Source organism: Kitasatospora sp. NPDC101108 (genome assembly GCF_055584725.1).
On sequence record NZ_JBVJLM010000027.1, the window covers coordinates 1 to 20574 of the forward strand.

General features: G+C 69.4%; 24 protein-coding genes. 10 read left to right on the forward strand and 14 right to left on the reverse strand.

Annotation, left to right across the window (positions count from 1 at the left end):
- A partial coding sequence (locus tag ACZ6Z8_RS34490; protein WP_465613960.1) for an NUDIX hydrolase occupies positions 1-594 on the forward strand: 594 nt, incomplete at its 5' end.
- 185 nt (positions 595-779) lie between these two features.
- Complete coding sequence (locus ACZ6Z8_RS34495; RefSeq protein ID WP_465613961.1) at positions 780-1664, forward strand: hypothetical protein; 885 nt, start codon at positions 780-782, stop codon at positions 1662-1664.
- A 179-nt stretch (positions 1665-1843) separates the two neighbouring features.
- Here the strand turns inward: ACZ6Z8_RS34495 and ACZ6Z8_RS34500 are convergent, their stop codons facing one another.
- The 8 genes from ACZ6Z8_RS34500 to ACZ6Z8_RS34535 are packed head-to-tail and all read right to left on the reverse strand — an operon-like array spanning position 1844 to position 8621.
- A complete protein-coding gene (locus tag ACZ6Z8_RS34500) occupies positions 1844-2221 on the reverse strand; it encodes a metal-sulfur cluster assembly factor (protein ID WP_355205970.1) in 378 nt (125 codons plus the stop codon).
- Positions 2222-2243: 22 nt separating this feature from the next.
- Complete coding sequence (gene sufU, locus ACZ6Z8_RS34505) at positions 2244-2696, reverse strand: Fe-S cluster assembly sulfur transfer protein SufU (RefSeq protein ID WP_465613962.1); 453 nt, start codon at positions 2694-2696, stop codon at positions 2244-2246.
- A 20-nt stretch (positions 2697-2716) separates the two neighbouring features.
- A complete protein-coding gene (locus ACZ6Z8_RS34510) occupies positions 2717-3976 on the reverse strand; it encodes a cysteine desulfurase (RefSeq protein ID WP_465613963.1) in 1260 nt (419 codons plus the stop codon).
- Entirely contained in the window at positions 3973-4737 is a 765-nt protein-coding gene (gene sufC, locus ACZ6Z8_RS34515; RefSeq protein ID WP_196952639.1) for a Fe-S cluster assembly ATPase SufC, read from the reverse strand. The genes ACZ6Z8_RS34510 and sufC overlap by 4 nt, the downstream gene beginning before the upstream one ends.
- Before the next feature lie 6 nt (positions 4738-4743).
- Positions 4744-5061 carry a bifunctional 3-phenylpropionate/cinnamic acid dioxygenase ferredoxin subunit gene (locus tag ACZ6Z8_RS34520; protein WP_207813275.1) on the reverse strand — a complete coding sequence of 106 codons (318 nt, stop codon included), beginning with the start codon at positions 5059-5061 and terminating at the stop codon, positions 4744-4746.
- 5 nt (positions 5062-5066) lie between these two features.
- The gene (gene sufD / locus ACZ6Z8_RS34525; RefSeq protein WP_465613964.1) at positions 5067-6296 is read right to left on the reverse strand and encodes a Fe-S cluster assembly protein SufD; all 1230 of its coding nucleotides are present in this window, start codon (positions 6294-6296) and stop codon (positions 5067-5069) included.
- 57 nt (positions 6297-6353) lie between these two features.
- Entirely contained in the window at positions 6354-7769 is a 1416-nt protein-coding gene (gene sufB / locus ACZ6Z8_RS34530) for a Fe-S cluster assembly protein SufB (RefSeq protein ID WP_465613965.1), read from the reverse strand.
- Between the two features lie 9 nt (positions 7770-7778).
- Positions 7779-8621: a helix-turn-helix transcriptional regulator gene (locus ACZ6Z8_RS34535; protein WP_465614020.1), complete on the reverse strand. Its 843-nt coding sequence runs from the start codon at positions 8619-8621 to the stop codon at positions 7779-7781.
- 164 nt (positions 8622-8785) lie between these two features.
- On the opposite strand from ACZ6Z8_RS34535, the gene ACZ6Z8_RS34540 reads away from it, so the two are divergent.
- Positions 8786-9715: an ABC transporter ATP-binding protein gene (locus ACZ6Z8_RS34540; RefSeq protein ID WP_465613966.1), complete on the forward strand. Its 930-nt coding sequence runs from the start codon at positions 8786-8788 to the stop codon at positions 9713-9715.
- Positions 9716-9762: 47 nt separating this feature from the next.
- Positions 9763-10482 (forward strand): ABC transporter permease, encoded by a 720-nt coding sequence (locus ACZ6Z8_RS34545; protein ID WP_465614021.1) that lies wholly within the window; start codon positions 9763-9765, stop codon positions 10480-10482.
- A 72-nt stretch (positions 10483-10554) separates the two neighbouring features.
- On the opposite strand, the gene ACZ6Z8_RS34550 is transcribed toward ACZ6Z8_RS34545, so the two are convergent.
- Complete coding sequence (locus ACZ6Z8_RS34550) at positions 10555-11241, reverse strand: LAETG motif-containing sortase-dependent surface protein (protein WP_465613967.1); 687 nt, start codon at positions 11239-11241, stop codon at positions 10555-10557.
- A gap of 559 nt (positions 11242-11800) precedes the next feature.
- Between ACZ6Z8_RS34550 and ACZ6Z8_RS34555 the strand changes: the two genes are divergently transcribed.
- Positions 11801-12772, forward strand: a complete 972-nt coding sequence (locus ACZ6Z8_RS34555; protein ID WP_465613968.1) for a COX15/CtaA family protein — start codon at positions 11801-11803, stop codon at positions 12770-12772.
- Between the two features lie 89 nt (positions 12773-12861).
- Here the strand turns inward: ACZ6Z8_RS34555 and ACZ6Z8_RS34560 are convergent, their stop codons facing one another.
- From ACZ6Z8_RS34560 to ACZ6Z8_RS34570, 3 genes are all read right to left on the reverse strand, one after another.
- Complete coding sequence (locus ACZ6Z8_RS34560; RefSeq protein ID WP_465613969.1) at positions 12862-13590, reverse strand: PaeR7I family type II restriction endonuclease; 729 nt, start codon at positions 13588-13590, stop codon at positions 12862-12864.
- A gap of 12 nt (positions 13591-13602) precedes the next feature.
- Entirely contained in the window at positions 13603-15279 is a 1677-nt protein-coding gene (locus ACZ6Z8_RS34565; RefSeq protein ID WP_465613970.1) for an Eco57I restriction-modification methylase domain-containing protein, read from the reverse strand.
- A gap of 160 nt (positions 15280-15439) precedes the next feature.
- Positions 15440-15901 carry an NUDIX hydrolase gene (locus ACZ6Z8_RS34570; protein WP_465614022.1) on the reverse strand — a complete coding sequence of 154 codons (462 nt, stop codon included), beginning with the start codon at positions 15899-15901 and terminating at the stop codon, positions 15440-15442.
- Between the two features lie 17 nt (positions 15902-15918).
- Here ACZ6Z8_RS34570 and ACZ6Z8_RS34575 point away from each other — a divergent pair, with 17 nt between their 5' ends.
- From ACZ6Z8_RS34575 to tgmC, 5 genes are all read left to right on the forward strand, one after another.
- The gene (locus ACZ6Z8_RS34575) at positions 15919-16698 is read left to right on the forward strand and encodes a GntR family transcriptional regulator (protein WP_465613971.1); all 780 of its coding nucleotides are present in this window, start codon (positions 15919-15921) and stop codon (positions 16696-16698) included.
- Between the two features lie 135 nt (positions 16699-16833).
- A complete protein-coding gene (locus tag ACZ6Z8_RS34580; protein WP_465613972.1) occupies positions 16834-17313 on the forward strand; it encodes an ATP-binding protein in 480 nt (159 codons plus the stop codon).
- Positions 17314-17556: 243 nt separating this feature from the next.
- Complete coding sequence (gene tgmA, locus ACZ6Z8_RS34585) at positions 17557-17823, forward strand: putative ATP-grasp-modified RiPP (RefSeq protein WP_465613973.1); 267 nt, start codon at positions 17557-17559, stop codon at positions 17821-17823.
- Positions 17823-18788: an ATP-grasp ribosomal peptide maturase gene (gene tgmB, locus ACZ6Z8_RS34590; RefSeq protein ID WP_465613974.1), complete on the forward strand. Its 966-nt coding sequence runs from the start codon at positions 17823-17825 to the stop codon at positions 18786-18788. Before tgmA ends, tgmB begins: the two co-directional genes overlap by 1 nt.
- Positions 18785-19927, forward strand: a complete 1143-nt coding sequence (tgmC, locus tag ACZ6Z8_RS34595; protein ID WP_465613975.1) for an ATP-grasp peptide maturase system methyltransferase — start codon at positions 18785-18787, stop codon at positions 19925-19927. The genes tgmB and tgmC overlap by 4 nt, the downstream gene beginning before the upstream one ends.
- A 39-nt stretch (positions 19928-19966) precedes the next feature.
- Here the strand turns inward: tgmC and ACZ6Z8_RS34600 are convergent, their stop codons facing one another.
- Positions 19967-20113, reverse strand: coding sequence for a hypothetical protein (locus tag ACZ6Z8_RS34600; protein WP_465613976.1), 147 nt, complete (start codon positions 20111-20113; stop codon positions 19967-19969).
- Between the two features lie 114 nt (positions 20114-20227).
- Positions 20228-20566, reverse strand: a complete 339-nt coding sequence (locus ACZ6Z8_RS34605; RefSeq protein ID WP_402820994.1) for a hypothetical protein — start codon at positions 20564-20566, stop codon at positions 20228-20230.
- Positions 20567-20574: the final 8 nt, after the last annotated feature.

A 20574-nucleotide genomic window follows, 5' to 3' on the forward strand; every position in this document is an offset into this window, starting at 1 on the left:
ACGCTGCGGCCCGAGGCCGGAACGCTCCGCGCCTCGGGCCGCACGGGCTATCCCGGCCCTGAAGGACCGGGCTTGCGCCCGAATCAGGTGGGTCATTGCAGTCGACGGCAGCTGGATCCTCCACTGATCCTCCCGCATCACCGACCAAGAAAGCAGACCACCATGCAGCACCGCGTCCGCGCCGTCCTCCTAACCCCGAACAACAGCACGCTGCTGATCAAGCGCATCCGACCCGACATAGACCCGTACTGGGTGATCGTCGGCGGCAAGATCGAACCGACCGACGCCAGCCCCGAGGACGCCCTGTTGCGCGAGGTCCGGGAGGAGATCGCCGGCGAGGCCGAGATCGTCAGCCTCCTCCACACCATCAAATCCGATGAAGAGCGCCAGGATTTCTACCTCGCCACCATCGACAACTGGAGCTTCGAAGACCGCACCGGGCCCGAGTTCAGCCAGGAAGGCCGAGGCGAGTACCTCCTCGAAGAGATCCCCCTCACCGTCGAAGCCCTCGACGTGATCAACCTCCTGCCCCAGGAGATCGCCACGGTCCTCCGCGAGGCGCTCGAACGTGGGGACTTCCTTGCCGCCAGATAACCGCAAACCGGCAGCTGCGCCGATCACTTCTGACACGCACCCATGTGCACTGGCGCCGTGCTGGATTGCCCGAAGACATAACGGTGCGTCAAGTAACGTGATACGTTCTGTAATCCAACCGAAAATAGGTGACCCCGGCAGCGCGCCAACGCTCCGGGGTCCGGCAACAGGAGTCCAACCTCCCGATGCGCGTCCATCGTAGCGCCCACGTGCGCAACTTCATCGTGCTGCCCAACGCCCTGCTCCAGGACCGGCGGCTGTCCTACACCGCCCGAGGCCTGCTCGCGGACCTGCTCTCCCGCCCCGACGGCTGGCGCGAGGACGGCCGCCACATGGCCGACACCAGCCCCCAGGGCCGCGGTGCGATCCGCAAGGCCCTGAAGGAGCTGACCGCGGCCGGCTACTACCGGATCGAGACGATCCGCCTGCCCGACGGCACGATCATCACCGAGAACCACGTCTACGACACCCCGCAGCTCGCGGCGCCGAGTACCACCCCTCCGGTCCCCGGTGAAGCGGCAACCGGCTGTGCTGGCAGCCCTGTTGTAAAGAACCGGTGCCAAGAACCCTCCCTCCCCACGAGCCCGGCCGACGAAAGCGACCCAGGAGGACGGGAGGTGCCACCCGAGATCCGTGAGGCAGTGGCAACCCTGTTCCGCGTGATCCGACCCGAACCCCGTCTGCGCCTGGGCGAGGCCGAAGCCCAGGAACTGGCGCCCCTGGTCGCGCAGTGGCTGGCGCGCGGCAGCACCTCAACCGACCTGACCCACGCCCTGCTGCCGGGCCTGCCCGTCCCGGTGCACTCGGCGGTCGCCGTGCTCCGCTACCGCCTGGAGCACAAGATGCCGCCCGCCCGGCCCGATCCACGGCCACCGGTCCGGTACGCCGAGTGTGCCAAGTGCCATGACCCCGTGCCCCGACCGGGCATCTGCCGCCCCTGCGCCGGCCTGACAACCGGAACCCTCACGGTCGGCCAGGGGGCGGACGTGGCAGCCGCAGGTGCCGCCCGCGTCCGGACCGCCCTGCGCTCCGCACTGACCGGCAGTCGGCCCGCACACATCGCAGCCTGAGGCACGCTCTCCCACCGGTCCGAGGAAAGCTCTGGCAGTGGGGGCGGATGGTGGGGAACGGCGGCAAACGTGCCCAGCGCAGCAGACCACGCGCGGGTGTTCACTCAGCGGACCGCGGAAACGCCGCTGCCCGGGACTTCCGCAGAAGTCCCGGGCAGCAGGTAGACGATCGAAAGGCCTCAGACGTTGAAGCCCAGCGCCCGCAGCTGCTCGCGCCCGTCGTCGGTGATCTTGTCCGGGCCCCACGGCGGCATCCAGACCCAGTTGATCCGCAGGTCCTGGACCAGCCCGTCGGTGGCGGTCTTGGCCTGGTCCTCGATGACGTCGGTCAGCGGGCAGGCCGCCGAGGTGAGCGTCATGTCGATGGTGGCCACGTCGGACTCGTCGATGTGGATGCCGTAGATCAGGCCCAGGTTGACGACGTCGATGCCCAGTTCGGGGTCGACGACGTCCATCAGGGCCTCGGTCAGGTCCTCGACCGAGACGGTGCCGGCGGTGGTGCCGACGATGCCGCCGTTCGGCTGCTCCTCCGCTGCGGAGGGGGTTTCGTCACTCATTGGTTCTGTCCTCCTCTGCAGGTCAGTCGTTCACGACGGGGTTCTGGGCGAGCGCCTGGGCGGTGGCGTCCTTCCAGGCCATCCAGCTGAGCAGGGCGCACTTGACCCGGGCCGGGTACTTGGAGACGCCGGCGAACGCGACCGCGTCCTCCAGCACCTCCTCGTCGCCCTCGCCCTGGCCCTTGCTCTGCATCAGCTCCAGGAAGGCCTCCTGGACCGCCTGCGCCTCGCCGACGGTCTTGCCGACCACCAGGTCGTTCAGCACCGAGGCGCTGGCCTGGCTGATCGAACAGCCCTGGGACTCGTACGAGACGTCGACGACCTTCGCGCCGTCGAGCTTCACCCGCAGGGTGATCTCGTCGCCGCACGTCGGGTTGACGTGGTGCACCTCGGCGTCGCCGTCCCGCAGCCCCTTGCCGTGCGGGTTGCGGTAGTGGTCCAGGATGATGTCCTGGTACATCGAGTCGAGCTTCATGGTCGTCCTGCCCTGTCCCGTCAGCCGAAGAAGTTCCGGACGTGGTGCAGGCCGTTGATCAGCGCGTCGACCTCGCCCGGCGTCGAGTACAGGTAGAACGACGCCCGCGTGGTCGCCGGAATTCCGTACCGCAGGCAGACCGGCCGCGCGCAGTGGTGTCCGACGCGCACGGCGATGCCCTGCTCGTCCAGCACCTGGCCCACGTCGTGCGGGTGGATGTCACCGAGGGTGAAGGAGATCGCGGCGCCGCGGTCCACGGCCGTGCGCGGACCGATGATCCGCAGGTCCGGGACCTCCAGCAGGCGCTCCACCGCGTACTCGGTGATCGCGTGCTCGTGCGCGGCGATCTTCTCCATGCCGATGGCCGACAGGTAGTCGATGGCCGCGCCCAGCCCGACCGCCTGGGCGATCGGCGGGGTGCCCGCCTCGAACTTGTGCGGCGCCGGGGCGTAGGTGGACGAGCCCATGGTGACGGTCTCGATCATCTCGCCGCCGCCGAGGAACGGCGGGAGGTCCTCCAGCAGCTCCTGGCGGCCCCAGAGCACGCCGATGCCGGTCGGGGCCAGCATCTTGTGGCCGGTGAAGGCGACGAAGTCGGCCTCCAGCGCCTGCACGTCCAGCACCATGTGCGGCGCGGCCTGCGAGGCGTCGATCACGACCAGCGCGCCGACGGCCTGGGCCCGGCGGACGATCGTCTCGACCGGGTTGATCGTGCCGAGCAGGTTGGAGACCAGGGTGAAGGAGACCACCTTGGTCTTCTCGGTGATCAGCTCGTCGATGTTCGACAGGTCGAGCCGGCCCTCGTCGGTCAGCCCGAACCACTTGAGCTTCGCACCGGTGCGCTGCGACAGCAGCTGCCACGGGACGATGTTGGAGTGGTGCTCCATCTCCGTGATCACGATCTCGGAGTCGGCGTCCACCCGGTACGGCTCGTCGGCCCAACCGAGCATGTTGGCCACGAGGTTGAGCGACTCCGAGGCGTTCTTGGTGAAGATCACCTCGTTGCGGCTCGGCGCGTTGACGAAGGCCGCGACCTTGTCGCGGGAGCCCTCGTACATCGCCGTGGCCTCCTCGGCGAGCACGTGCACGCCGCGGTGGACGTTGGCGTTGTGCCGCTCGTAGTAGGCGTTCAGCGCCTCCAGCACCTGGCGCGGCTTCTGCGAGGTGGCCGCGTTGTCCAGGTAGACCAGCGGCTTCTCCTCGTGCAGCAGACGCTGCAGGACCGGGAAGTCCTTGCGGATCGCGTCGGTGTCGAGCAGACCGGTGAAGGCATGTGTCACTCGGACGCGCCCCCCTTCACATACGCCTCGTAGCCCTCGTTCTCCAGCTTGTCGGCGAGCTCGGCGCCGCCGGACTCGACGATGCGGCCGCCCGCGAACACGTGGACGTAGTCGGGCTGGATGTAGCGCAGGATGCGCGTGTAGTGGGTGACCAGCAGGGTGCCGACCTCGCCGGTCGAACGGACCCGGTTGATGCCCTCGGAGACGATCCGCAGCGCGTCGACGTCCAGGCCGGAGTCGGTCTCGTCGAGGATCGCGATCTTCGGCTTGAGCAGCTCCAGCTGGAGGATCTCGTGGCGCTTCTTCTCACCGCCGGAGAAGCCCTCGTTGACGTTGCGCTCGGCGAAGGCCGGGTCCATCTGCAGGGCGGCCATCGCCTCCTTGACCTCCTTCACCCACAGCCGCAGCTTGGGGGCCTCGCCGCGGACGGCGGTGGCGGCGGTGCGCAGGAAGTTGCTGACCGAGACGCCCGGGACCTCGACCGGGTACTGCATGGCCAGGAAGACGCCGGCCTTGGCGCGCTCGTCGACGGACATCTCCAGGACGTCCTCGCCGTCCAGCAGCACCGAGCCGCCGGTGACGGTGTACTTGGGGTGGCCGGCCAGCGAGTAGGCGAGGGTGGACTTGCCGGAGCCGTTCGGACCCATGATGGCGTGGGTCTCGCCCTGCTTCACGGTCAGGTCGACGCCCTTCAGGATCTCGCGCGGGCCGTTCTCGGCCTCGACGGAGACGTGCAGGTCGCGGATTTCAAGGGTTGCCATGTGTACTCAGGACTCCTGGTTGACGGAGACGAGCACATCGTCCCCTTCGATCTTTACGGGGTAGACAGCGACCGGCTTGGTGGCGGGCAGGCCGGAGGGCTTGCCGGTGCGCAGGTCGAAGCTGGAGCCGTGCAGCCAGCACTCGATCATGCAGTCCTCGACCTCGCCCTCGGAGAGCGATACGTTCGCGTGCGAGCAGATGTCGTTGATCGCGAACACCCCCTCGTCGGTGCGGACGATCGAGACCGGCACGCCGTTGAGGTCCACGCGCTTGGGCACGTCCTCCTGGAGGTCGCTCAGCGCGCAGGCACGGAGGAAGCTCATCGGGTTCAGACCGCCGCTTCCAGCTCGGCGTCGATCTTCTCCATGAGCTGGTCCTGGACCTCGGCCACGCCGATCTGCTGCAGCAGCTCGGCGAAGAAGCCGCGGACCACCAGGCGGCGGGCCTCGTCGGCCGGGATGCCGCGGGCCATCAGGTAGAAGAGCTGCTCGTCGTCGAAGCGGCCGGTCGCCGAGGCGTGGCCGGCGCCGACGATCTCGCCGGTCTCGATCTCCAGGTTCGGGATCGAGTCGACCCGGGCGCCGTCGGTGAGCACCAGGTTCCGGTTGAGCTCGTAGGTGTCGGTGCCGAGCGCCGCGGCGCGGATCAGCACGTCGCCGACCCAGACCGCGTGGGCGTCCTGACCCTGCAGCGCGCCCTTGTACGCCACGTTCGACCGGCAGTGCGGCGTGTCGTGGTCGATGACCAGGCGGTGCTCCAGGTGCTGGCCGGCGTCGGCGAAGTACAGGCCGAACAGCTCGGCCTCGCCGCCGGGGCCGGCGTAGTTGACCCGCGGGTGCAGGCGGACCAGGTCGCCGCCGAAGGTGACGACCACGGACTTGAACGAGGCGTCCCGGCCGACCAGCGCGTTGTGCTGGGCGACGTGGACGGCGTCCCGCTCCCAGTCCTGCACGGAGACGAAGGTGAGCTTGGCGCCGTCGCCGACCAGGAGCTCGACGTTGGCGGCCCGGGTGCCGGTGCCCGCGTGGTTGAGCACCACGACGGCCTCGGCGAACGGCTTGACGTCGATCACCACGTGGGCGAAGCGGACCCCGCCCTCGGCGCGCACGTCGATCTTGACCGGCTCGGTCAGCACCGCGTCCTTGGGGACGGTGACCACGAGCGCCTGCTCGAAGGCGCTGAAGGCCTGCGCGGCGACCCGGTCGACCGGCGTGCCGGCCTTGCCCAGGCGCGCGTCGTCACGGCCGACGGTCTCGGCGGTGACGCCGTCCGGCAGCGCGAACTCGACCTTGTCCTCGCCCCGCTCGGCGTCGGCGGCGGTCCCGTCGTGCAGCCCGCCGAGGCGGTGCAGCGGGGTGAACCGCCAGTCCTCCTCGCGGCCGTGCGGCACCGGGAAGTCGTTCACGTCGAAGGAGGGCTTGACGGCGACGCGCGCGTCGATCGGCTGCTGGACCGCGGTCCGGCCGGTGCCGGGGCCGGCGAGCTGCGCGCCCGCGCCGGCGGTGCCGACCTCGATCGAACCGGCGGTGGTGGAGCCGGTGGTGTTCTGCTCAGCCATGGCTGTTCGTAGTGCTCTCTTCCTCGGAAATCAGTGGACGGCGGTGGCGGCCGGGGGTCAGCCGACCGCGCCCTCCATCTGCAGCTCGATCAGCCGGTTGAGCTCCAGCGCGTACTCCATCGGCAGCTCGCGCGCGATCGGCTCGACGAAGCCGCGCACGATCATCGCCATCGCCTCGGTCTCGGTCAGGCCGCGGCTCATCAGGTAGAACAGCTGGTCCTCGCTGACCTTGGAGACCGTCGCCTCGTGGCCCATGGACACGTCGTCCTCGCGGACGTCCACGTACGGGTAGGTGTCCGAGCGGGAGACGGTGTCGACCAGCAGCGCGTCGCACAGCACGTTGGACTTGGCGCCGTGCGAGCCCTCGCCGATCTCGATCAGACCGCGGTAGGACGTCCGGCCGCCGCCGCGCGCCACCGACTTGGAGACGATGTGCGAGGAGGTGTTCGGCGCCATGTGCACCATCTTGGCGCCGGCGTCCTGGTGCTGGCCCTCGCCCGCGAAGGCGATCGACAGGGTCTCGCCCTTGGCGTGCTCGCCCATCAGGTAGACGGCCGGGTACTTCATGGTGACCTTGGAACCGATGTTGCCGTCGACCCACTCCATGGTCGCGCCCTCGTACGCCACGGCGCGCTTGGTGACCAGGTTGTAGACGTTGTTCGACCAGTTCTGGATGGTCGTGTAGCGGCAGCGGCCGCCCTTCTTGACGATGATCTCGACGACCGCCGAGTGCAGCGAGTCCGAGGAGTAGATCGGCGCGGTGCAGCCCTCGACGTAGTGGACGTAGGCGTCCTCGTCGACGATGATCAGCGTCCGCTCGAACTGGCCCATGTTCTCGGTGTTGATCCGGAAGTAGGCCTGCAGCGGGATGTCGACGTGCACGCCCTTCGGCACGTAGATGAACGAGCCACCGGACCACACGGCCGTGTTCAGCGCGGCGAACTTGTTGTCACCGGCCGGGATGACGGTGCCGAAGTACTCCTTGAACAGCTCCGGGTGCTCGCGCAGCGCGGTGTCGGTGTCCAGGAAGATGACGCCCTGCTCCTCCAGGTCCTCGCGGATCTGGTGGTAGACGACCTCGGACTCGTACTGGGCGGCGACACCGGCGACCAGGCGCTGCTTCTCCGCCTCCGGGATGCCCAGCTTGTCGTAGGTGGCCTTGATGTCCGCGGGCAGGTCCTCCCAGGACTCGGCCTGCTTCTCGGTGGAGCGGACGAAGTACTTGATGTTGTCGAAGTCGATGCCGGAGAGGTCGGAACCCCAGGTGGGCATGGGCTTCTTGCCGAACAGCTTCAGGCCCTTGAGCCGCAGGTTCAGCATCCACTCGGACTCGTTCTTCTTCGCGGAGATGTCGCGCACGACCTCCTCGCTGAGCCCGCGCTTGGCCGCGGCACCGGCGGTGTCCGGGTCGGCCCAGCCGTACTCGTAAGTGCCCAGGCCCTCAAGCTCCGGGTGCGAAACGGTGTCAGTCATGCGAGCTTCCTAACGCGCGGACGCAGAATCTTCGGTGGACGTACCGGCAGTCGGCGCTGCATCGGAGCCGTGGCCCGCGGAACGCCGGGCGGGCGACGATGCGGCACCGGGTGCCGGCACATAGGTGGTGCAGACCCCGTCGCCGTGGGCGATGGTGGCCAGCCGTTGCACATGGGTGCCCAGGAGCTGGGAGAAGACCTCGGTCTCCGCCTCGCAGAGCTGCGGGAACTGCTCGGCGATGTGCGCGACCGGGCAGTGGTGCTGGCAGAGCTGGGCGCCCGCCGGGGCCTTGGCCACGGCCGACGGGACACGCCGCACCGTGGCAGCGTACCCGTCCGCGCTCAGCGCCTCGGCGAGGGCCTCGGGGCGCTCCCCGGCCTCGGCCCGCCGCAGGGCGTCCAGGTACTTCTCCGCCTGCTTGCCGAACCGGGCGCGGGCGAAGGCGGCGACCGCCTCCTCGCCCGCCTTCCCGCCGCCGACCGAGTCCGCGATCCAGCGCAGCGCGTCGGCCGCGAGCTGGTCGTAGGCCTGGTAGAAGGCGTCCCGGCCGCCGTCGGTGAGGGCGAAGACCTTGGCCGGACGGCCGCGGCCCCGGCTGCCGTAGACCCGCTGCTCGCGGGACTCGACCAGACCCGCGGCGGCCAGCCCGTCGAGGTGGCGGCGGACGGCGGCGGCGGTGAGGCCGAGCCGGTTCGCCAGGTCGGCGGCGGAGGAGGGGCCGTGGTCGAGGATCGACCGGGCGACCCGGTCGCGGGTGGCGCGGAGGCCCTCCAGCAGCACCTCGGCCGCCGTCACGGGCACGTCGCAGTGGGAGGCCGACTCGGCCTCCTGCTGCTGGGCGTGCTCGCGCATGTTTTTCACAACACCAGTGTTGCGTAATTGCTTCCGAGAGGACAAGCCGTGATCCAGGCCTCACCGGTGTCATCTGTCACGCAGGCAAGCCTTACCTGATCAGCGGAAACGATCACCAAGGCCGGTGTCCGGTCCGTCCGTTCGGTCCTCTTACACTCGCCGGTATGAACCCCGTACCCGCGGTAGAGATCGCCGGGCTGGTCAAGCGCTACGGCGACAAAGCCGCGGTGGACGGCCTCGACCTCACCATCGCCCGCGGCGCGATCACCGCCGTCCTCGGCCCCAACGGCGCCGGCAAGACCACCACCATCGAGACCTGCGAGGGCTACCGCCGCCCGGACGCCGGCACCGTCCGCGTCCTCGGGCTCGACCCGGCCACGCAGAGCACCGAGCTCCGGCCCCGGATCGGCGTCATGCTCCAATCGGGTGGCGTCTACGCGGGCGCGCGCGCCGTCGAGATGCTCCGGCACACCGCCGCGCTGCACGCCCACCCGCTGGACGTCGACGCCCTGGTCGAGCGCCTCGGCCTCGGCTCCTGCGGCCGCACCACCTACCGCCGGCTCTCCGGCGGCCAGCAGCAGCGGCTCGCCCTGGCGATGGCCGTGGTCGGCCGCCCCGAGCTGGTCTTCCTCGACGAGCCCACCGCCGGCCTCGACCCCCAGGCCCGCCGCGCCACCTGGGACCTGGTCCGCGACCTGCGCCGGGACGGCGTCACCGTGGTCGTCACCACCCACCACATGGACGAGGCCGAACAGCTCGCCGACCACGTCGCCGTCGTCGACCGCGGCAGGGTCATCGCGAACGGCACCACCGAGGAGCTGTGCCGCGGCGGCGCCGAGGACGCCCTGCGCTTCGACGGCCCGCCCGGACTCGACCTCGGCCCGCTGCTCAAGGAGCTGCCCTCGGGCGCCACCGCCGCCGAGACCGCCCCCGGCAACTACCGCGTCGCGGCGCCCGTCGACCCCAGCAGGCTGCTGGCCACCGTCACCGGCTGGTGCGCGGCCTCCGGCATCCTGCCCGAACGGCTGTCCGTCCAGCGGCGCAGCCTCGAAGACGTCTTCCTCGACCTGACCGGACGGGAGCTCCGCTCGTGACCACCGTGGACTACTCCCCGAAGCCGGGAGCGGCGCCGGTCGGCCGGATGCTGCTCGCCCAGACCGCCTTCGAGACCCGCATGCTGCTGCGCAACGGTGAGCAGCTGCTGCTCACCGTGGTCATCCCGACCGTGCTGCTGGTGCTGTTCTCCGCCGTGGACGTCGTCGCGGTGGAGGGCCCCGGCAAGCGGGTCGACTTCCTGGCGCCCGGCCTGCTCGCGCTGGCCGTGATGTCCACCGCCTTCACCGGGCAGGCCATCGCCACCGGCTTCGAGCGCCGCTACGGCGTGCTCAAGCGGCTCGGCGCCAGCCCGCTGCCGCGCTGGACGCTGCTGACCGCCAAGACCGGCTGCGTGCTGGTCACCGAGGTGCTGCAGGTCGCCCTGCTGTCGGTCATCGCGCTGGCGCTCGGCTGGTCCCCGCACGGCAACCCCGTGGCCGTCGCCGCCCTGCTGGTGCTCGGCACCGCGGCCTTCTCCGGGCTCGGCCTGCTGATGGCCGGCACCCTCAAGGCCGAGGCCACCCTGGCCGCCGCCAACCTGGTGTTCATCCTGCTGCTGCTGGCCGGCGGGGTGATCGTGCCGCTCGGCAAGTTCCCCGGCGCGGTGCGGTCGGTGCTGGAGCTGCTGCCGATCTCGGCGCTCTCGGACGGGCTGCGCTCGGTGCTCCAGCACGGCGCCGGGGTGCCCTGGTCTGACCTCGGCATCCTGGCCGGATGGGCCGTCCTGGGACTGGCCGCGGCCGCCCGGTTCTTCCGCTGGGAGTGATCCGCCCGCTCGGCGATGTGCGACGCCCCCCGGCCGCTTGAGGCCGGGGGGCGTCGTGCGTTCGGCCGCGGATCAGCCCTGGCTGCCACCGCGGCGCTTGCGGGCGAGCAGCACGAGCGCGCCGCCGACCAGCAGCACCCCGCCGCCGGCCGCCGCGATCATCGGGGTGGCGTCGCTGCTACCGGTCTGGGCGAGCGCCGGGGCGCTGGTCGCGGGGGCCGGAGCCGGGGCGGCCGGGGTCTGGCTGGGGGTGGGGGTCGCCGACGGGGTCCTGCTCGGGGTGGGCGTCGCCGAGGGGGTGCCGGTCGGCGTCGGGGTCGGGGTAGGTGTGGGAGTGGGGGTGGGGGTCTTGGTGGGGGTCGGGGTGGGCGTGGGGGTCGGGGTGTGGCACGGCGCGATGGTCTTGGTCTCGTCGACGTTCCAGCCCTTCTCGGCCGGGGTCTCGGTGGTCTTCACCACCAGGTGCGCCGTGACCGGGGCGTCGTGGTCCTTCACCGGGAAGGTGCCGTGGAACTCCGCCGGGAACTCCTTGGCGTCCAGGACCTTCTCGTCGCCGACGGTGAGGCTGACGGTGTTCTTCACGTCAGGCTTGGGGCTGTAGTTGATCAGGTCGATCACGACCTTGTCGCAGGTCACCGACCAAGTCGGCACGTGCGCCGAGGCATTGGTGGCCAGCGCCAGGGGCAGGAGGAATCCGGCCGCCGCCGTGCCGGCGAGTGCCGTCGCACCGATCCGCATGTGCCGCTGCTGTCGCGCCATTACGCTGTTCCCCTCCGAACGGTCTTGCGCAGTAGGCGCGTTGAGTGGTTCGCGGTGGCCCACTACGACATGTCCGGGGGACTCTACCGGCACTCCCGCACCTCGCCACACCCCGCCGTGCGACCGGATTTCGCCTGTCGGTCCGTTCCCGGATGTGCTTGACCAGCTCATCACGGCCGCCACCTCGCAGAACGCGGATTCGACAAAGTTGAATGAACTTCGTCACTTTGGCCACGGAGCAGCGCCCCCGGCGATCGGATTCGATCATCGGGGGCGCAATATCGATCAGCCGACGAGCGTGCGGAGATCTCCGATGGCTCAGGCCTTCCCGGCCGACTTCCGCCGGACCGCCACCACGATCCCGGCACCGGCCGCCATTGGACGGGCTCGGGTATGCGCATGTGCTGGATCTCCGCTTACGTGCCGCGCTCTTTCGGCAAGGCGGGCGATTGGTCAAGACCAATGACCGCCTTGCCCCAACAGTTCCGTTTGCGCGTCCGATCGCCGCACCCCGCGCCCCGCCCCAAGATCGCCCGTAAGGCCGCCTACGATTGGTGCCGTGCGTACCCCCTTCTCCCTGCTCGCCGAGCGCTGGCAGCCCTCCGCCGCGATGGTCCGGCGCGCCACGTTCGCCGCGCTAGTGATGAGCGTGGTGATCGTCGTCACCGGCGGCGCCGTCCGGCTCACCGCCTCCGGCCTCGGCTGTACGACCTGGCCCCGCTGCACCGCCGAGAGCCTGACGCCCACCGCGGAAATGGGCTTCCACGGCATCGTCGAGTTCACCAACCGGATGCTCACCTACGTGCTGAGCGCGGCCGTCGGCTGGGCGATTCTGGCCGCCCGCTGCCACCGCCCGTGGCGGCGGAGCCTGACGAAGCTCGGCTGGGCGCAGTTCTGGCTGGTGATGAGCAACGCCGTCCTCGGCGGCATCACCGTGCTGACGGGCCTGAACCCCTACACCGTCGCGCTGCACATGATCGCCGCGATGGCCCTGGCCTGGGTCGCGCTGCTGATGTGGGAGCGCAGCAAGGAAGGCGACGGCGCCCCCGAGCTCGCCGTCGCGCGCCCCATCCACCAGCTCTCGTACGTGCTGGTCACCGTCGTCGGCCTCCTGGTCGCGGCGGGCACCCTGGTCACCGGCGCCGGCCACCACCCGGGCACGCCCCAGGACAACAAGATCGTGCCGCGCATCCCCATCGACTACGACCGCCTCGCGCAGTTCCACGCCGACTTCGCGTTCGTCTCGGTCGGCCTGACCATCGCGATGATCTTCGTCTTCGCGGCGATCAAGGCCCCCCGGGCAGCCAAGTCCCGCACCAAGGAACTCCTCGCGGTGCTCTTGCTCCAGGGCGTCCTGGGCTTCATCCAGTACTTCACCGACGCCCCCGAGCTGATGGTCGGCCTCCACATGCTCGGCGCGACGCTGACGTGGATCGCCGCCCTCCGCATCCCCCTCGCCCTCCGCACCCGCGCGGTCGAGGAGCTCCCCGAACAGCTGCCCGCCCAGGCCCCGCAGATCGCCACCGTCTGAGCAGAAGCAAGCTTCAACGGCGAAGGCCCCCATCCACGATGGGGGCCTTCGCCGTATCCCGCACGCGCTGCGCAGCATGCTCGCACGGGTCAGCGCCTCGGCAGCCCCAGCTCCTTCAGGTAGCCGATCCGCGCGTTGATGGCAGCGGAGAAGTGCCGCCAGTCCAGACTGTCAACGGGCTCGCTCGGCTTCGGATCGGTCGCGGACGACGTGACGTAGCAGACCGCGTCATAGAGCTGCTCGGCCATCAACCGCTGGCAGAAGATGCCGAACCGCTCCTGGTAGGACTTGCCGCGCCAGACGTCCTCGACCGGGAAAGCCCCCTCGGCCGGCTTCACGGGCCGCCTCGATCCTTCCTCGTCCTGCATGATGAAGAAGTAGCCGAGCCAGGGCTTCTCCCCGGGGTAGAGGTCGGCCAGCGCCGCCCTTCGAAGGTCGACGGCGCTGCCGAGCGCCTCCTCGACCCGGTTGTTGTAGTTGTTGCCGAAGGACGGACCGCCCAGGGCCTTCATCTCGAAGGCGGCCACCAGCGTGTTCTCGTAAGCGACGACGACGTCCCACTGCTTCTGCGGCCGGTAGTAGCCGGGGAGCTCCAGACGCTGGGACGTGGTGACCCGGATGCTCTCGCCGGGGTAGCCCGCATCGAGGAAGAACTTCGCCAGGAGGGCCGCGATGGAATCGAAGTGCTTGCCACCTCTGACAGAACCCGCCGTGCCGGCGCCGACTGCGGCCTTGATCGCCGACTGATCATTCTGGGCCTGCTTGACACCCCAGTACGCCGCAACGGCGTCCTCGAAGTCCTGGCGGGTGACCGTCAAGGTCGGTTCCTCCTAAGCGGGTAGCTCGGTGAGCCCGTAGACACGCAGTGCTGCCTCGGTGGCCGCCTTCACGTCCCGCCTGTCGAAGGCGTCGATCAGGGCTGCACGGTCTTCCTCGGCGATGGCCGCCGGGTCCGGAACCCGGATCTTGCGGAGGTACTGCGCCTGGAAGCGGAGCGTTCCCCCACGCATCTTGACCGCGTACGCCTCCACGAACGCCTCGGCCACCTTGGAGAGGAGCAGTCCACCGAGAACGCGCATGTCCCAGACGTCCGAGACGATGAAGTACAGGTTGTGGTGAGGGTACAACTTCCCTTCGTCGAGCACCGGATGGATGGTCAGCTTCATGTCCGGGAAGAGAAGTTTGGGCCGAGTCCTCAGTCCGTGATCGACCTTGTCGATCGTCTTGTACCAGCGGTCCGGCTGCTTGACCGCCACGTACCTCTTGCGCAGGGCGCCGCTGTGCCGGCGGAAGTAGGCGCCGAGTTTCGGATAGGCGGAAAGGTCGACGAGTTCGCCCCGGGAGTTCCACGGATTGACCAGGCAGGACCCGCTCCAGTCGATGGAACCGCTGGTGGTGTCCCGGACCATGGCCAGGGGCAGAAGCCGGTCCGGCTCGACCAGTTCGCGGTCATCGGTGATGAAGACCTTGTCCGCCCCGGTCGCGATACCGATGCCTACGCGTGTCCCCGTCGCCTTGTCCTCCAGCAGCCCGAACCGGTCGCTGAGGTCTTCCAGGACGGCGAGCCTGGCAGGCGAGGCCGCCGGCCAGGAATCCTCACCGGGGAACCAGTGCGGCAGGACGGCCGCCTGGAACGCGGCCGTGGCGATCGGCTCCCGATCCTCGCCGTTGTACCAGGCAAGGAAGTCACGGGCCTCCGGCTCCCCGAACGCACGGGTCGTGTCAGCGGCAACCGCGCCGCCCTGCGGCTGGCGGGAAATGATCGTGACAGCGGGGTACGCGGAGACCTGCTCCTGGAAGGCATCCACGTCGTGCATCACCAGCGCCAGATCCATGCTGAACTGCCCGGTCACCAGCTGACGGAGCTTGCGGCCGTACTGGTTCCTCATCCAGCGGTCCGCGCAGATGAAGCCGAGACGGCCGCCCGGCTTCAGGCTCCGGAGTGCCACCTCGTAGAAGCCGATGTAGATGTCGGCGCGGCCGCCCATCGTGGAGCAGATGGTCCGGTAGGCGTCCATCCGGTCATCAGGGACATCCTCCAGCCTGATGTAGGGGGGATTGCCGACGACGAAATCCGCGCGGTGCTCGGCGTCGGTCTGGAGGAGGTAGTCACCCTGTTTCACCCAGTGCGCAGCGACCTTCCGAGCCTCACTCCGCTCCCAACCGTCATCCCGAAGGCACTGCTCCACGACTCCACGGCTCTCGGCCACATTGCGCCCGAGCAGGTCGAACGCCTGGACGGCGTTGACCGCATCGGTGATCGGACGACCGTGGGCTCGGCACGAGGCACTGATCCGCGAAGCGATCACGCCGAGGAACGCCCCGGTGCCACAGGCGGGCTCGACGACCTTCAGGTGGGCGAGGTCCTTGTCCGGCGTGTAGCCCAGCAGATCGAGGATGAGCTCGACGACCCAACGGCGGGTGAAGACCTCGCCGTGTTCGACTGCTTCCGCGGGGACCTCAGGCAGCGCCTGCTTGTCGATGTCGGAGTGCGCCAGAGTTGCCACGGCTCGACCCTACAGTGGGCGCTTCAGTGATCATCCGAGGCCTGACCAGGATCAATTGACAGTGGGCATCGCTGGCGTCACTCTCTGCGCCCGCCCGTCCCGCACCAAGGCCCCCTGCTGGCGTGCTGTCGACGTCGATCGAGCAGGCGGATCGACGTCGTCACAACAGGTGCCGGCCGTCGTGGCTCCGGACACGCGGTGTCGGGTCCTCCCGAAGCGCGTCCAGCACACGCACGGCATAGACCTCGGCCATGCGCTCGGACACCTCGCCCGGCGTCAGCCAGGCGACCTCAATCGACTCGGCCGAGAGCCGCGTCTCCCCGCTCTCCGGTCGGCAGCGAAACACAAGAGCGACAATCCCGCGGCTCACGTTCTTGTAGACGCCGGTCAGTCGCTCCACGCCGACCTTGATCCCGGTCTCCTCATAGACCTCGCGGCGCATGCCGTCCTCAACGGCCTCGTCCAGCTCCAGCACACCGCCTGGAGGCTCCCAAGTCCCGTTGTCAGCCCGGCGAATCGTCAGCACACAACCGTCCTCGCGCACCACCACCCCCGCGACGGAGACCGAGTGGAGCAGCGTTGACTGGGACTTCCCAGCACTGTTACTCATGTGCAGGAGAATAGGAGCCCTGAAGGACTATGGCGAGTGGTGAAGTGGCCTCGTCGGCCACAGCAAAGTACCTACAGATCGCGGCTGACATCGCCGCACAGATCAAGTCAGGCGCTCTCGCTCCCGGTGCAACCGTGCCCAGCGAGGCCGAGCTCATGCAGCGATACGGAGTCGCATCCGGGACGGTCCGCAAGGCCATCGCCGAACTCCGAACGACTCAGCTCATCGAGACGCACCACGGTCGAGGCTCATTCGTCCGCTCCCGCCCGCCGGTGCAGCGGAAGTCTGCGGATCGATTCCGCCGCACCCACCGCAAAGCAGGCAAGGCCGCATACCTTGCAGAGGCGGAGACCTCCGGCGGCATCCCGTCCGTGACCGTGCTGTTCGTAGGCCCCACGGCAGCACCTTCTGAGATCGCCGATCGCTTGGGCCTTCCCCCTGGCACCCAGGTCTTGGCCCGCAAACGCCGGTACTTTCGTGACGGGGTACCCACCGAGGAGGCCACGTCGTACCTCCCGTGGGACGTGATCAAGGACATCCCTGAAGTCTTCGCCGAGAACCCCGGTGGCGGCGGCATCTACGCCCGCCTCGAAGAGCACGGCCACTCCCTCGCCGAGTTCACCGAGTCCGTGCGGGCCAGGCTCGCGACCAAGCCCGAAACGAAAGCACTCGCTCTGAGCCCCGGTGCGCCAGTGATTCATCTTGTTCGCGAAGCCGTCACCAGAGACGGCCGCGTGGTGGAGGTATGCGACACCGTCATGGCGGCCGATCAGTTCATTCTTGACTATCGCTTCCCCGCACATGACTGACTGACGATCAACTTCCTCAACCCGTCGCGAGATTCATCTCGCGACGGGTTGACTCATGTACAGGAGTCGGGCACTCTTCTACTCGTCACTCATGTACATGAGTGCATGGCAATACCTCATTTAGAGGAGATGGTCATGTTCGAGGCCGACGTGCTGGAAGTTCCCAAGCAGCACACTTCGCTGGAGTGTCGTTCGATTCCCGCCACCAACTCGGTGTCGATATCGACGGCTGACCTTCCGCTGCCCTACCGGCCGGGGTCGGTGACAGCTGCGCGCCGGTTCGTCGGCGCGCAGCTGCGGGACTGGGGGCTCGACGACCTGGTGGACGACGCCACCGTCATCGTCAGCGAGTTGGTCACCAACTCCCTCAAGACCGGCTGCCAGACGCACATGCTCGTCGGCGTCCGCCGTCCGGCGGACCGCACCGTCCGCATCCTCGTCGGTGACGGTTCCCGATCGATGCCCGTGATGATCCAGGCCCGGCCCGACGCCACGTCGGGCCGGGGGCTGGCCATGGTCCACCGGCTCACTCACGGCCGCTGGGGTGTCACGCCCCTCCCGTTCGGCAAGGTCGTCCACGCCGACCTCGCGACTCCCGCGCCGATCCCCCGGTGAACCGGCAACCTCCGCAGGACACTGACGCCCCCGATGACGCACTGCCGCCGTCACCGTCCATCCCCGGTCCCACGCGGATCTGGGCCGCCTACGGCGTATCCGCCGCGGCCGGGCTGCACGTCGTCATCGCGGCCCTCGTACTGATCAACCGATCCCACTGAACTCCCGGCCGCGCCGCCGATCCGGCGGCGCGGCCGGGATCACCTTCACTCACACCACCATGAACCAGGAGGCGCAGTACAGATGACAACCGCACCGTGGGGCACCACCCGCATGGGCCCCTACCCCGAGTCCAGCCCCTTTCCCACCCTCACACCCGTGATCGACCCTGAGACGCAGGTCGCCGTCCTCGTGGACGAGTACGGCCGCACGGTCGAGATGGGTGCGCACGGCACCAGCACCAGCGGGCTCACGCCGACCACCACCTCGCCCGGCGACGGGGCCGGGCCGGGTGGGGCCACCGATGCCGACAGCACCGAGTCCTACGACCAGGACCAGAGTTCTGGCTGATGGGCTACCGAAGCGGGTCGGTGCTGGTACTGACCAATCCCCTTGACGTGACGGCGGACGCGGTGCTGCGGGTACTCGCGGAGCGCCACGTCCCGGTGGTTCGCCTCGATCCCGGCACTGACCTGCACACGGGTGCCTCGCTGACCGCCGCGTACCGCAGCGGCGACCAGCGGGGCACCCTGCGCACCGCCGGCCGGGAACTCGACCTCTCCGCCGTCCGGTCCGTCTGGGTGCGCCGGGCCTCGCCCTACGAAGGCCCGCCCGAACTGGACGGACAGGACCGCCGGTTCGCCGCCTCACAATGTCTCTGGGGCGCGGGTGGCATCCTCGCCTCGCTCCCCGGTGCGCTCTACATGAACCATCCGTGGGCCAACCGCGCCGCCGAGCACAAACCGGCGCAGCTTGCCGCCGCGCAGCGCATCGGGTTCCTGGTTCCCGACACCCTGATCACGAACAACGAACAGGAGGCGCGGGAGTTCGTGACGTCCCACGCCGGTGGGGTGGTCTACAAGCCGCTCTGGAACACCCCCTATTCGGTCAACGGGAAGCCTCAGGCCGTCTGGGTGCGCGAGGTGTCCGGGACCGAACTCACCTCGGCGATCAACGCGTGCCCGCACATGTTCCAGGCGAAGGTGCCGAAGGCCTTCGACATCCGGGTGACCGCCGTCGGCAGCAGCCTGTTCGGTGTCCGGATCGACAGCCCCGACCTCGACTGGCGCCGGCGACAGGACCGGATGACGTGCACGCCGATCGACATCCCCGGACCGGTCGCACGCTCGATCGGCGCCTACCTCGGCGAATTCCGCCTGCTGTACGGCGCGTTCGACTTCGCTGTGACCGTCGCCGGGGAGTGGTACTTCCTTGAGTGCAACCCGAACGGTCAATGGGCATGGCAGCCGGCCGAGACCACCACGGCGATCGCCCACGCCATCGCCGACCAGCTAGCGAAAGGCTCCGACACGTGAGCACATCGGATCAGCTCCGCGCCGCCTTGGTCGACGCGTTCACCGGGGAAGACGAGATCACCGACCCTGCGTGGGAGAGCGCCGCCAGAGCGGTCCCCCGGGAACTGTTCACGGGCTCGTTCTTCCTTCCGGTCCCGGCGACCAACCCGCCCACCTACCGGCCGGTGTTCAAGGGCGAGCCCGGATGGCTGGAGCACGTCTACTCGGACGAAACGCTGATCACCCAACTCGACGGGCGGACACGCCCCGAGGACGTGACCGGCGGCACCGCGACCGGGGCCCCGTCCTCGTCGTCCACCCTGCCGTCCCTGGTCCTGCGGATGTGGCACCAGCTCGACACCGAGGCCGGGCACCGGGTCCTGGAGATCGGCACCGGGACCGGATACTCCACCGCCCTCGGCGCACACCGACTCGGCGGCTCCAACCTCACCAGCATCGAGTACGACCCGCAGGTGGGCGAGGCGGCCGCAGCCGCCATCAAGGCCGCCGGCTACTCCCCCCGACTGATCATCGGCGACGGGCTGCTCGGCGACCCGGACGGAGGCCAGTACGACCGTCTCATCGCCACCTGTTCCGTCCGCTACGTCCCGCTCCCGTGGCTGCACCAGGTGAAGCCCGGCGGCCGAATCCTGGTCACCCTGTCCGGCTGGGGCTACGGCTTCGGCCTCGCGCGGCTGACCGTCACCGGCCCCGGGCAGGCCACCGGCCGCTTCCTGCCCGGTTACACGAGCTTCATGATCGCCCGCCCCCACGACCGGCCACCTCGCCAAAGCCTGTCGCTGCTTCCCGGAGACGAACGCCCCACCCGGATCGACCCCGAGATCATCAGCACCTGGACGGGCAGTTGGGTCGCACAGCTCGCGGCGCCCTCGGCCGAGCGGATGGGAGCCGGCGGGCAGCAGATCCTCTCCGACGTGGCCACCGGTTCGCAGGCCCGGACCACGCCCAACCCCCAAGGCGGGTGGACTGTCGTCCAGCGCGGCCCGCTCCGGCTCTGGGACCAGGTGGAGGGCGCCGTCGAAGCCTGGCAGCAGGCCGGCGAGCCGCATCAGGAGGACTTCGGGATCACCATCTCCGAGTCAGGGCAACGCGTGTGGATCGGGCACGAGAACGGCCCGGGCTGGAACCTGCCCGTCTGAAACGGCGAACGGCCCGGCTCCCCGCACGGGGAGCCGGGCCTACTGCGGCCGGCGGCGGGCGCGGATCAGCGCGACACCGATCGCGAGGGGGAAGGACAGCAGGAAGAGCGTCACCGCGGGCAACAGCGGGTCGCCGTCGACTATCGCGTTCACGAGCGTGCGGATACCGACAACGATGAAGTGCATGCGCGTACCGTAGCGCTACCCCTCGCCGGGCCGTCCGGTGCCCCTGACCAGCGACAACGGCCCGGCTCCCCCGCCTAGGGGGAGCCGGGCCGTCGGCGTTCGAACGAGGCGCGGTCAGCCGCCGAGCTGGATGCCGGCCATCCGCTTCCACTCGTACGCGCTGGTCTTCACCTTCAGCCCCAGCTCGCCCTCGAAGTTCTCGTGCAGGGTCAGCCCGGCCAGCTCCGCGGCCCGTCGGCCGACGGCGTAGGTGGGGGCCACCTGGTCGCCCCAGGCGCCGTCCGCGCCGACCACGACGATGCGGGTGGCCACGGCGCCGACGTACTCGACGACCGCGTCGGCGCTGCCGCCGTGCTGCTGGGCGAAGCTGGTCAGGTGCTTGGCGATGCGCTTGGCGCGGCGCTCGGTACGGGCGTCCGGCGCGGCGGCGGTGGCGGTCGATGCGCTGCTCATGCCCGCAT